This is a genomic window from Azospirillum largimobile, assembly GCF_977007025.2.
In genome coordinates, this window is sequence record NZ_CDRMUA020000002.1 from 963,577 (window position 1) to 976,033 (window position 12,457).

Annotated in this window: 9 protein-coding genes and 1 pseudogene; 1 reads left to right on the top strand and 9 read right to left on the bottom strand. The window is 67.9% G+C overall.

The genetic code is table 11. From position 1 onward, the window contains the following. Positions 1 to 84: 84 nt before the first annotated feature. The 7 genes from ACWPKK_RS17580 to ACWPKK_RS17610 form a co-directional block, all read right to left on the bottom strand. Complete coding sequence (locus ACWPKK_RS17580; protein WP_324865589.1) at positions 85 to 984, bottom strand: hydroxymethylglutaryl-CoA lyase; 900 nt, start codon at positions 982 to 984, stop codon at positions 85 to 87. A 2-nt stretch (positions 985 to 986) separates the two neighbouring features. Continuing rightward, positions 987 to 2,990 (bottom strand): acetyl-CoA carboxylase biotin carboxylase subunit, encoded by a 2,004-nt coding sequence (locus tag ACWPKK_RS17585; protein ID WP_452006700.1) that lies wholly within the window; start codon positions 2,988 to 2,990, stop codon positions 987 to 989. A gap of 19 nt (positions 2,991 to 3,009) precedes the next feature. After that, positions 3,010 to 3,792 carry an enoyl-CoA hydratase/isomerase family protein gene (locus ACWPKK_RS17590; protein ID WP_452006618.1) on the bottom strand — a complete coding sequence of 261 codons (783 nt, stop codon included), beginning with the start codon at positions 3,790 to 3,792 and terminating at the stop codon, positions 3,010 to 3,012. Between the two features lie 11 nt (positions 3,793 to 3,803). Further along, entirely contained in the window at positions 3,804 to 5,411 is a 1,608-nt protein-coding gene (locus tag ACWPKK_RS17595; protein ID WP_452006620.1) for a carboxyl transferase domain-containing protein, read from the bottom strand. Between the two features lie 42 nt (positions 5,412 to 5,453). Beyond that, a complete protein-coding gene (locus ACWPKK_RS17600; RefSeq protein WP_452006622.1) occupies positions 5,454 to 6,587 on the bottom strand; it encodes an acyl-CoA dehydrogenase in 1,134 nt (377 codons plus the stop codon). A gap of 155 nt (positions 6,588 to 6,742) precedes the next feature. Then, entirely contained in the window at positions 6,743 to 7,924 is a 1,182-nt protein-coding gene (locus ACWPKK_RS17605; RefSeq protein WP_452006624.1) for an acetyl-CoA C-acyltransferase, read from the bottom strand. Between the two features lie 41 nt (positions 7,925 to 7,965). Next, a complete protein-coding gene (locus ACWPKK_RS17610) occupies positions 7,966 to 9,138 on the bottom strand; it encodes an isovaleryl-CoA dehydrogenase (RefSeq protein ID WP_452006627.1) in 1,173 nt (390 codons plus the stop codon). A gap of 313 nt (positions 9,139 to 9,451) precedes the next feature. On the opposite strand from ACWPKK_RS17610, the gene ACWPKK_RS17615 reads away from it, so the two are divergent. Beyond that, positions 9,452 to 10,447: a bile acid:sodium symporter family protein gene (locus ACWPKK_RS17615; RefSeq protein WP_452006629.1), complete on the top strand. Its 996-nt coding sequence runs from the start codon at positions 9,452 to 9,454 to the stop codon at positions 10,445 to 10,447. Positions 10,448 to 10,553: 106 nt separating this feature from the next. On the opposite strand, the gene ACWPKK_RS17620 is transcribed toward ACWPKK_RS17615, so the two are convergent. Next, positions 10,554 to 11,909: an IS701 family transposase gene (locus tag ACWPKK_RS17620; protein WP_452006632.1), complete on the bottom strand. Its 1,356-nt coding sequence runs from the start codon at positions 11,907 to 11,909 to the stop codon at positions 10,554 to 10,556. A 131-nt stretch (positions 11,910 to 12,040) separates the two neighbouring features. Next, positions 12,041 to 12,184: pseudogene (locus ACWPKK_RS17625) on the bottom strand (IS6 family transposase); the annotation flags it as partial. Between the last annotated feature and the right edge of the window lie 273 nt (positions 12,185 to 12,457).

Below are 12,457 nucleotides of genomic sequence, written 5' to 3' on the forward strand. Positions count from 1 at the left end.
GGGGATGCGAAGGGGCCATCCCCCCGGATACGAAAGGGCCGCACCCCCTGCCGGAAGCGCGGCCCTTCGTTGCCGAAGAGTCCCTCACGCACAACCACGAGCGCGGGCCACCTTCGATGCGGTGGGGCGGCCGATGGCGTCGCTGATGAACGCCCCGGCCGCGATCAGCTTGTCCAGATCCACCCCGGTCTCGATGCCGAGGCCGTTCAGCATGTACAGCACATCCTCGCTCGCCACGTTGCCGCTCGCCCCCTTGGCATAGGGACAGCCGCCCAAGCCGGCGACGGAGCTGTCGACCACCGCCACCCCCATCTGCAACGCCGCCAGGATGTTGGCCAGCGCCTGCCCATAGGTGTCGTGGAAATGGACAGCGATCTTGTCGACCGGCACCCGCTCCGCCACCGCGGCGATCATCAGTTGCGCCTTGGTCGGCGTGCCGGTGCCGATGGTGTCGCCCAGCGAGATCTCGTAGCAGCCCATGGCGAACAGCCGCTCCGCCACGTCCGCCACCGCCTTCGGCGCGATCTCCCCCTCATAGGGGCAGCCGAGCACGCAACTGACGTATCCCCGCACCGGCACGCCCGCCGCCTTGGCCTGCTCCATGACGGGCGCGAAGCGGTCCAGGCTCTCGGCGATGGAGCAGTTGATGTTCTTCTGGCTGAAGCTTTCCGAGGCGGCGCCGAACACCGCCACCTCGTCGGCCTTGGCCGCCAGCGCGCCCTCCAGCCCCTTCAGATTCGGGGTGAGGGCGGCATAGCGCACGCCGGGCTTACGGGCGATGCCGGCCAGCACGTCGGCGCTGTCGCCCATCTGCGGCACCCATTTGGGCGAGACGAAGCTGGCCGCCTCGACCACGCTCAACCCGGCGTCGGACAGGCGGTTCACCAGCTCCACCTTCACCGCCGTCGGCACCATCGACTTTTCGTTCTGGAGGCCGTCGCGCGGGCCGACCTCCACCATGCGGACGAATTTCGGCAACTGCATCGTCAGGCCTCCGCGATGTCGAGAACCAGCAGGTCGACGCCTTCCGACACCTGATCGCCCGCCGCGAAATTCACGGCGCTGACGGTGCCGGCCGCCGGGGCCTTGATGGTGTGCTCCATCTTCATGGCTTCCAGCAGCATCAGCGGTGCGCCGGCCTCCACGCTCTGGCCCGGCTCGACCAGCACGCGGACCACAGTGCCGGGCATCGGCGCGGTCAGACGGCCGGAGCCGCCCTCCTGCTCCGCCGCGCGGGCGCTGGGATCGTCCAGCGTCAGGCGGGACACCGCGCCGTCGATCAGCACGGTGATGTCCAGCCCCTGCTGCACCACAGTGGCGCGGGTGCGCATGCCGTCCAGCGTCGCGGTCAGCAGGCCGTCCGACAGGCTGACGCCGGTGACCGGCATCCGCTTGCCGCCATCCACCGCGACCTCATAGCCATCCGCGCGGAAATGCAGCGTCACCTCGCGCGCCGCGTCGCCGTCCATCAGGCGCAGGTCGTAATGGTTTTCCTCGTTCAGCCGCCAGCCATTGGCGAGCAGCCAGGGCGAGTAGCGGTCGGAACGGGCACGCAGAGCGGCCTGGGCCTCCTCCCGGCGCTTCAGCAGCACCGACAGGGACGCGGCGGCCAGCGCCCGGTCGGCCACCGGAGCCGGCGGCGGCAGCAGGTCGGCGCGGTGGCGCTCGATGAAGCCGGTGTCGATCTCCACCGCCTTGAAGGCCGGATGGCCGGCGATGGCGCCGAGGAAGCCGACATTGGTGGTGACGCCGACCACCTCATACTCGGCCAGCGCCACGCGCAGGCGGCGCAGCGCGCTGTCGCGGTCCTCGTCCCAGACGATCAGCTTGGCGATCATCGGGTCGTAATACATCGTCACCGAATCGCCTTCGCGGACGCCGGTATCGACGCGGACATGGTCGTTCTCGGCCGGCGGGCGCAGGCGGACCAGCTTGCCGATGGCCGGCAGGAAGTCGCGCTGCGGGTCCTCGGCATAGAGCCGCGCCTCGAAGGCATGACCCCGGCGGGTCAGCTGGTCCTGGCGCAGCGGCAGTTCGGCGCCGGCGGCGACGCGCAGCTGCCACTCGACCAGATCGAGCCCGGTGATCTTCTCCGTCACCGGATGCTCCACCTGCAGGCGGGTGTTCATCTCGATGAAGTAGAAGCCGCCATCCTCATAGAGGAACTCGACGGTGCCGGCGCCGACATAGTTCACCGCCTTGGCGGCGGCCACCGCGGCCTCGCCCATGCGGCGGCGGAGGTCGTCGGGCAGGTTCGGGGCCGGCGCCTCCTCGATCACCTTCTGGTGGCGGCGCTGCACCGAGCAATCGCGCTCGAAGAGATAGACGCCGTTGCCGTGGGTGTCGCAGAAGACCTGGATTTCGACATGGCGCGGCCGGCCGAGATACTTCTCCAGCAGCAGGCTATCGTCGCCGAACGCCGCCTTGGCCTCGCGCTGGGCGCCCGCCACCGCGTCGGCCAGTTCGTTGGCGGCGCGCACCACGCGCATGCCCTTGCCGCCGCCACCGGCCGACGCCTTGACCAGCACCGGATAGCCGATGCGCTCGGCCTCCGCCGACAGGGTGGCGAAGTCCTGGTCGGTGCCGTGATAGCCCGGAACCAGCGGCACCTCGGCATTCGCCATCAGCCGCTTGGACTCGGCCTTGGAGCCCATGACGCGGATCGCCTCGATCGGCGGGCCGATGAAGACGACGCCGGCCTCCGCACAGGCGGCGGCGAAGCCGGCATTCTCCGACAGGAAGCCGTAGCCGGGATGGATGGCCTGCGCCCCCGTGCGCTTCGCCACGTCGAGGATGACGTCGCCGCGCAGATAGCTTTCGCCGACCGGAGCCGGGCCGATGCAGACGGCCTCGTCGGCCATCTGGACATGCATGGCCTTGGCGTCGGCTTCCGAATGGACGGCGACGGTCTTGATGCCCATGCGGCGGGCGGTGCGGATGACCCGGCAGGCGATTTCGCCGCGGTTGGCGATCAGGATCTTGTCGAACATTGCCATTTGGGACATTGGATCAGCTCCGCCAGGACGGGGTGCGTTTGTCGAGGAAGGCGCCGACGCCCTCCTTGCCTTCGGCGCTGGCGCGCTGGCGGGCGATGCGCTCCGCCGTGTCGCGCATGACCTCTTCGGTCAGCGGCCGGCGGGCGACGGCGCGGATCAGCTCCTTGGCGGCGGTGACCGCCGTGGGGGCGCTGTCCATCAGGTTCTTGACCGTCTTCGCCACCGTCTCCTCCAGCCCGTCGGCGCTGGTCAGCTCATGCAGCAGGCCGATGCGGTGGGCCTCCGCCGCGCTGAAGCGCTCGCCGGTCAGGAAGTAGCGGCGGCAGGCGCGCTCGCCGATGGCGGCGATGACATAGGGGCTGATGGCGGCGGGGATGATGCCCAGCCGCACCTCCGACAGGGCGAAGGTGGCCGTCTCCACGCCGATGGCGATGTCGCAGGCCGAAACCAGCCCGACGCCGCCGCCGAAGGCCGGCCCCTGCACCACGGCGACCGTGGGCTTCGGGCATTCGTCCAGCGTGCGCAGCATGGTGGCGAGGCCCATGGCATCGGCCAGATTCTCCGCGTGGGAGTAGCCGGCCATCTTCTTCATCCAGGACAAATCAGCCCCGGCCGAGAAGCTCTTGCCCACGCCGCGCAGCAGGACGACACGCACCGCCGGATCCTCGCCCACCCGGCGGAAGGCCGCGGTCAGGTCGGCGATGACCTGCTCGTTGAAGGCGTTGTGGACGTCGCCGCGGTTCATGGTGACGGTGGCGACGCCGGTGTCGGCAACCTCGATCAGGATATCGCTCATGGTCGCCCCCATCACATCCGGAAGACGCCGAAGGGCGTCTTCGGCACCGGCGCGTTCAGCGAGGCCGACAAGCCGAGGCCCAGCACCATGCGGGTGTCGGCCGGGTCGATGATGCCGTCGTCCCACAGCCGGGCGCTGGCGTAATAGGCGTGGCTCTCGCGTTCGAACTGGGCGCGGATCGGCGCCTTCAGTGCCTCCTCGTCCTCGGCCGACCACGGCCTGCCCTGGGCTTCCATGGCGTCGCGCTTGACCTGGGCCAGCACGCCGGCCGCCTGCTCGCCGCCCATGACCGAGATGCGGGCGTTCGGCCACATCCACATGAAGCGCGGGCTGTAGGCACGGCCGCACATGCCATAATTGCCGGCGCCATAGCTGCCGCCGATGATGACGGTGAATTTCGGCACCTTGGCGCAGGCGACCGCGGTGACCAGCTTGGCGCCGTCCTTGGCGATGCCGCCGGCCTCGTATTTGCGGCCGACCATGAAGCCGGTGATGTTCTGCAGGAACACCAGCGGGATGCGGCGCTGGCAGCACAGCTCGACGAAATGGGCGCCCTTCAGGGCGGATTCGCTGAACAGGATGCCGTTGTTGGCGATGATGCCGACCGGATAGCCGAAGATGTGGGCGAAGCCCGTCACCAGCGTCGTGCCGTAGAGCGGCTTGAACTCGTCGAAGCGGGAGCCGTCAACCACCCGCGCGATCACCTCGCGCACGTCGAAGGGCTTGCGGGCGTCGCTGGGGATGACGCCGTACAGTTCGCGCGGGTCGAAGGCGGGTTCCTCCGGCTCGCGCAGATCCAGGTCGATGTGCTTGGCCCGGTTCAGGTTCGACACCACGCGGCGCGCCATCGCCAGCGCATGGGCGTCGTTCATCGCGTAATGGTCGGTGACGCCCGACGTGCGGGAATGGACGTCGGCGCCGCCGAGATCCTCGGCCGAAACCACCTCGCCGGTCGCGGCCTTCACCAGCGGCGGGCCGCCCAGGAAGATGGTGCCCTGGTTGCGGACGATGATCGCCTCGTCCGACATCGCCGGGACATAGGCGCCGCCGGCGGTGCAGCTTCCCATCACCACGGCGATCTGCGGGATGCCCTCGGCCGACATGTTGGCCTGGTTGTAGAAGATGCGGCCAAAATGGTCGCGGTCGGGGAAGACCTCGTCCTGGTTCGGCAGGTTGGCGCCGCCCGAATCCACCAGATAGATGCAGGGGAGGTTGTTCTGCTGCGCGATTTCCTGCGCCCGCAAATGCTTCTTGACCGTCAGCGGGTAGTAGGTGCCGCCCTTCACCGTCGCGTCATTGGCGACGATCATGCATTCCTGCCCGGCGACGCTGCCGATGCCGGCGATGATGCCGGCGGACGGAATGTCCTCGGCATAGACGCCGTCGGCGGCCAACTGCGACAGCTCCAGAAACGGCGAGCCGACGTCGAGCAGTTGGCGGATGCGCTCGCGCGGCAGCAGCTTGCCGCGAGCGAGGTGCTTGTCGCGCGCCTTGGCGCCGCCGCCCTGCTGGATGGCGGCGACCTTCCGGCGCAGATCGTCGACCAGGGCCTGCATGGCGTCGGCGTTGGCCTGGAACTCGGCGGAGCGCGCGTTCAGGGCGCTCTTCAGGACGGTCATGCCGTCTTCCTCCCGGTTTGGCGGTCTTGATTGCAGACTGTGTTACTGAACAAGCGCGCGGCTGATGACGAGCCGCTGGATGTCGCTGGTGCCCTCGTAGATCTGGCAGACCCGGACGTCGCGATAGATGCGCTCCACCGGGAAATCATTGAGGTAGCCATAGCCGCCATGGATCTGGATGGCGTCGGAGCAGACCTTCTCCGCGATCTCCGAGGCGAACAGCTTGGCCATCGCCGCCTCCTTCATGCAGGGCACCCCGGCATCGCGCAAGGATGCCGCATGCAGCACCATCTGGCGTGCCGCCTCCACACGGGTCGCCATGTCGGCGAGGCGGAAGGCGATGGCCTGATGCTGGATGATCGGCACGCCCATGCTCTGGCGCTCCTGGGCATAGCGGATGGCGTGGTCCAGCGCGGCGCGCGCCATGCCGACCGACTGCGAGGCGATGCCGATGCGCCCGCCCTCCAGGTTCGCCAGCGCCACCTTGTAGCCGGCGCCTTCGGCCCCGAGCATCAGCTCGGCGGGAACCCGGCACTCCTCGAAAACGATCTGGCAGGTGTCGGAGCAGTGCTGGCCCAGCTTCTCCTCCGTCCGCGCCACCTGATAGCCGGGCGTGTCCGTCGGCACGATGAAGGCGCTGAGGCCCTTCTTGCCGGCGGCGGGATCGGTCACCGCGAAGACGATGGCGACGTCCGCCTGCGAGCCCGACGTGATGAACTGCTTGGTGCCGTTCAGCACCCAGCAATCGCCGTCGCGCCGGGCGCGGGTCTTGATCGCCGAGGCGTCGGACCCGGCCTGCGGCTCGGTCAGGCAGAAGGCGCCCAGCATCTCGCCGCGCGCCATCGGCTTGAGGAAACGGTCCTTCTGGGCGTCCGTCCCGAACTTCAGGATCGGCATACAGCCGACCGAGTTGTGGACGCTCATGATGGTGGAGACGGCGCCGTCACCGGCGGCGATCTCCTCGATGGCGAGCGCATAGGCGACATGGTCGGTGGCGGCGCCGCCATACTCCTCCGGCACCAGCATGCCCATCAGGCCGAGTTCGCCCATCTCGGCCAGCTCGGCCTTCGGGAAGGCGCCGCTGCGGTCGCGCTCGGCGGCGGTCGGGGCGAGCCGGTCCTGCGCGAAGGCGCGGGCCATGTCGCGGACCATGGTCTGTTCTTCGGTCAGGTGCATGCTGGTCCTCCCATAGGCGTTATTTCTTGGTGGAGTTATACCCCCACCTATCCTCCCCCGCTGGGCCGGGGAGGGACTGCCGCCACTCTCCCGCATCAGTACCAATCCCCTCCCCCGCCCAGCGGGGGAGGGTTAGGGTGGGGGTCTAACTGCCCCTACACCCGCTCCACCGCGATCGCCGTAGCCTCGCCGCCACCGATGCACAAGCTGGCCACACCCCGCTTAAGATCATACTTCTCCAACGCCGCCAGCAGCGTCACCAGGATCCGCGCCCCCGAAGCCCCGATCGGATGCCCAAGCGCGCAGGCGCCGCCATGCACGTTCACCTTGTCGTGCGGCAGGTCGAGGTCGCGCATCGCCGCCATGGTCACCACGGCGAATGCTTCGTTGATCTCGAACAGATCGACGTCGCGCGCCGACCAGCCCACCTTCTCGAACAGCTTCTGCATCGCACCCACCGGCGCGGTGGTGAACAGCGCCGGCTGCTGGGCGTGGTTGGAATGGCCCTTGATCTCGGCGATCACGCGCAGGCCGCGCTTGTCCGCCTCGCTGCGGGTGGTGACGATCAGTGCCGCGCCGCCGTCGGAGATCGACGAGGCATTCGCCGCCGTCACCGTGCCGTCCTTGGCGAAGGCGGGCTTCAGCGTCGGGATCTTCTTCGGATCGCCCTTGCCCGGCTGCTCGTCGGTGTCGACCAGCGTGTCGCCCTTGCGACCCTTCACCAGAACCGGCGCGATCTCCGCCTTGAAGGAGCCGTCCTCCACCGCCTTGCGGGCGCGGGTCAGGCTTTCGATGGCGTAGTTGTCCTGCGCCTCGCGGGTGAAGTTGTAGCTGCTGGCGCATTCCTCAGCGAAGGTGCCCATCAGGCGGCCCTTCTCGTAGGCGTCCTCCAGCCCGTCGAAGAACATGTGGTCCAGCACCTTGCCGTGACCCATGCGATAGCCGCCGCGGGCGCGGTCCAGCAGGTAGGGGGCGTTCGACATGCTCTCCATGCCGCCGGCCACCACGACCTTGGCCGAGCCGGCCTTGATGACGTCATGGGCGAACATCACCGCCCGCATGCCCGAACCGCAGACCTTGGAGATGGTGGTGCAGCCCACCCCCTTCGGCAGTCCGGCGCCCAGCGCGGCCTGACGCGCCGGCGCCTGGCCCAGACCGGCCGACAGCACGTTGCCCATGAACACCTCGTCCACCGCATCCGCGGCGAGGCCCGAGCGTTCCAGCGCCGCCTGGATGGCGACGGCGCCCAGCTGCGGGCCGGCCAGGCCCATGAGGTCGCCCTGGAAGCCGCCCATCGGCGTGCGGACGGCGGCGGCGATGACGATGCTGTCGGTCATGGTGGTCGGTCCCTTTCCCTCGATGCTCTTTGTGTCCGGCCTCAGGCCGTTTCCTTGAACAGTTCGCGCCCGATCAGCATGCGGCGGATCTCGCTGGTGCCGGCGCCGATCTCGTAGAGCTTGGCGTCGCGCAGCAGGCGGCCGGTCGGGTACTCATTGATGTAGCCGTTGCCCCCCAGCGTTTGAATGGCCTCCAGCGCCATCCAGGTCGCCTTTTCGGCGGAGAACAGGATGGCGGCGGCGGCGTCCTTGCGGGTGGTCTCGCCGCGGTCGCAGGCCTTGCAGACAGCGTACACATAGGCCTTGGCGGCGTTCATGATGGTGTACATGTCGGCGATCTTGCCCTGCATCAGCTGGAACTCGCCGATGGGCTGGCCGAACTGCTTGCGGTCGTGGACATAGGGGATCACCACGTCCATGCAGGCCTGCATGATGCCAAGCGGACCGCCGGACAGCACCGCGCGCTCGTAATCCAGGCCGGACATCAGCACGTTCACGCCGCGGCCGACGCCGCCCAGGATGTTCTCCTCCGGCACCTCGCAATCCTCGAACACCAACTCGCCGGTGTTGGAGCCGCGCATGCCCAGCTTGTCCAGCTTCTGCGCCACCGAGAAGCCCTTGAAGCCCTTCTCCACCAGGAAGGCGGTGATGCCGCGCGGGCCGGCGTTGATGTCGGTCTTGGCGTAGATCACCAGCGTGTCGGCGTCGGGGCCGTTGGTGATCCACATCTTGGTGCCGTTCAGGACGTAACGGTCGCCCTTCTTCTCGGCCCGCAGCTTCATCGACACCACGTCCGACCCGGCATTCGGCTCCGACATCGCCAGCGCGCCGATATGCTCGCCGGAGATCAGCTTCGGCAGGTAGCGGCGCTTCTGATCCTCGTTGCCGTTCTTGCGGATCTGGTTGACGCAGAGGTTCGAATGGGCGCCGTAGCTGAGCCCCACCGAGGCCGAGGCGCGCGACACCTCCTCCATCGCCACGACATGCTCCAGATAGCCCATGCCGGCGCCGCCGTATTCCTCCTCGACCGTCACGCCGAGGATGCCAAGGTCGCCCATCTTGCGCCACAGCTCGTTCGGGAACTCGTTGGTGTGGTCGATCTCGGCGGCGCGGGGGGCGATCTCGTTGGCGGCGAAGCTGCGCACCGAATCGCGCAGCATGTCGGCCGATTCACCGAGGTCGAAATTCAGGCTCGGGTACTGGTTGGACAGCATGGCGTATCGCTCCCCTGGGAAATCATCCGTTCTTTGACCATACGTTACCGTATGGCGAGGCGGGTGGCAAGGGGCAAGCTGACGCCTGCGAAACCTGTAGTCCTTCAAGGGATTAAGGGCGCTTCACCACCGCCTTCGCCCTTGCGGATACGCTGCCGTATCGTGGAAAGAGTCTAAAAAAGGCAGTGATTTCAACGCTGCCATGCGTGCTGTCCGGCTGGGTGCGGCATGGTCGCGCTTTCATATTGCTGCGGTGCGGGGCTAGTTTCTGGATACCGTATACCTGAGGACGCTGCGAAGGAGCCTTGTGACGATGATCCGCGTACCGCGCCCGAACATGGACGGCTTCACCATCGCCCTGGTGGCGACCGTCGGGCTGGCGACCGTGCTGCCGGTGCAGGGCCAGATCGCCCACTGGGTGCATTATCTGGCGGAGGCGGCCATCGCGCTGCTGTTCTTCCTGCACGGCGCCCGCCTGCCGCGGGAAGAGGTGGTGGCGGGCATGTCGCACTGGCGCCTGCACCTGCTGATCTTCAGCCTGACCTTTGCCGCCTTCCCGCTGATCGGCTGGGCGGTGGCGGCGGCTCTGCCGCACAGCCTGCTGCCGCCGGCCCTGGCGGTCGGGGTTCAGTTCCTCTGCCTGCTGCCGTCCACCGTCCAGTCCTCCATCGCCTTCACCTCGATGGCGCGGGGCAATGTGGCGGCGGCGGTGTGCAGTTCCACCCTGTCCAACATCTCCGGCATCCTGATGACGCCGCTGCTGGTGGCGCTGTTCCTGAAGGTGCAGGGGGGCGCGCTGTCGCTGGACACGCTGCAGACCATCGCGGCGCAGCTTCTGCTGCCCTTCGTCGCCGGACAGCTGCTGCGGCGCTGGGTCGGCGCCTGGGCGGCGCGGCACAAGGCGATGCTGAAGTTCACCGACCGCGGATCGATCCTGCTGGTCGTCTACATCGCCTTCAGCGAGGCGGTGGTGAACGGCCTGTGGCATCAGGTTCCGCCTGCGGCGCTGGGCATGGTGGTGCTGATCGACTGCGCGATCCTGGCGTTTTTCCTGGTCGGGACGACGCTGCTCAGCCGCCGCCTGGGCTTCTCCCGCGCGGACGAGGCGGTGATCGTCTTCTGCGGATCGAAGAAGTCGCTGGTCAGCGGCGTGCCGATGGCCGGCGTGCTGTTCGCCCCGGCCACCGCCGGCCTGGTGCTGCTGCCGGTGATGGTGTTCCACCAGATCCAGCTGATGGTCGGCGCCGTCCTGGCCCGCCGCTACGCCGACGAGGAGGAGGCGCGCGACGCCCTGCCGGCGACCTCGTGAGAAAGCGCCCTACACCGAACGATATCTTCGACTTTGCGCATTTCAGGACTGCCGTCTCGGTTAGGAGGCGGTTCACAAGTTCAGCAATGGTGAGGGGTGACGGGGATTACGGCGCGTAGCAGGCGACGTCGACGAGCCGTCGAAGGAACGATGGCGGCGATCTGAGCATGTCGCCTTCAGCGGGCGACATGGCGGCCTGTTCGAACCACAGGTGCTGGCGCAGACGGGCCAAGGCATCGGCGAAAGTCGGCGCTGGTTTCGGATACCAGATGGCGCGCCGGGGCGACAGAGCGAGGCGGCCGGCATTCTGATGGACGGACAGCGTGATCAACGAGTAAAGCCCGAACAGCAGTGGGGCGGTGCGGAATACCGCCGGGTCTGCCCACTGTCGCTGGGTCTCGATGCCGAGATGAGCACGGCTCTCCTCACACGTCGTCTCCATTGCCCAGCGGCGGTTGAACCATTCCAGGACGGTGCGTGGCGACACCGACAGGTCGGTGCACAGAAAAGCTTCCGGATCGCGCCGGCCATCGGGATAGCGCACCATCACCCAGAGGATGGGCACGATCGGCTTGCCCTGGTGGTGCCACAGCGCCGTTCCGGAGGCATAGTCGATCCAGCCGCCGGGGCGCCACCGGGTTCGGCTTGGTTGAGCCGCCCGGTGCCAGACGGTAGCCTTGTCGGTCAGACGGGCCCGCAAGCTGGGTTGGCGGGCGCCTTTCATTACCTGCCGCAAGGTCAAGGGCGGGTCTGGTGGCGGATCGAACAGGCGGGCATCCAGGCGCAGCCGAGTGATCGCGACCATGTGCGGGCTGACGGCGTCGAGCAGGGTCAGTGCGGCGAATTCGCCATCCATGACGGCGACCAGCAGGCGATCCGGCAGCCAGCGGTGGAGACGCAGCAGGATGCCCCGTGCCCAGACGGTGGTCGGCCGATAGTGCCGGCCCTGTGCTTCGCACCAGGCGCGGCTCGGCACCAGCGCGCTCAGCACCGGCAGCCCCCAGATACGGCCGGCGAACGGAACCTCGACCAGCAGCATGGCGGTCATCCAGCGCAATCCGCGGCTGGTGACCGTCTGCTCCGTCGAGGACCGGACGGAGTCGAAGCAATGGCTTGCTGGGCGAACACGGGCTCCCCTGCGCCGTTCAAGAGTATGGTCGACACCGATGACGATCGGGCCGTCCGGGACGAAGGCGTTGACCAGGGCGTTCAGCAGGGTGCGTGCGAGCTTCAGCCCCGACCAGCGATTCCGGTTGAGTACGCGGTGAAAAGCGGCGAAGCCGGGATCGTCCGCCAAGCCGAGGGCGCGGAGCAGGTTGGCCACGGTGCGGGGACCAACCGCCAGCACCGCACCGACCGCGAGCGCCGCCACCGTAGAGCGGGTGCGCCCCGAAAATGCATCCAGATAGGGCCACAGCCAAGCTACGAAGGTTTGGGGAAGAGAGACGGCTGGGCGTGGCATGGGGCACCTGCGGTGTCGTCGGACGTTGACCAGCCAACAACCTTTCGCCGACGGTATTGCGACGCCCGCGCAGGACAGGACAAGTGTCCCCAAATGCGCAAAGTCGAAAACACCTATCGCGCTCTCCTCTAGCTCACCGTGATGCCGCGCGCCGCCAGCATCTCCTCGACCATCCGAAAGCTCAGAGGGTAGCGATGGTACAGCCGCACTGCGGTCATGATGACCTCGGCGGGGTAGCGGTAGCCGGAAAAACGGGGATAGGAACGCGTCGTCATGCCCCTACCGTACCCAGCCCGACCGCCCCCGGCAATCCCGCCGCCGCCAACTTGACGGTGCCCACGGAATAATGTCCGCCTCGAGGATCGGTTCAAGCTCCTGGTCCGGGACCACCTGTCGGAAACGATGGCGCAATTTCCCTATCTCTACCAGCCGCAACTGCCGCCCCACCATGCCGGAGGCTTGGACCCGATCTTCTGGTCCTTCGGCTTCCTCATGGCAACCTGGCTGGCACCGCGCGCCTGGAAGAGCATGACCAACCCGGACAAGCC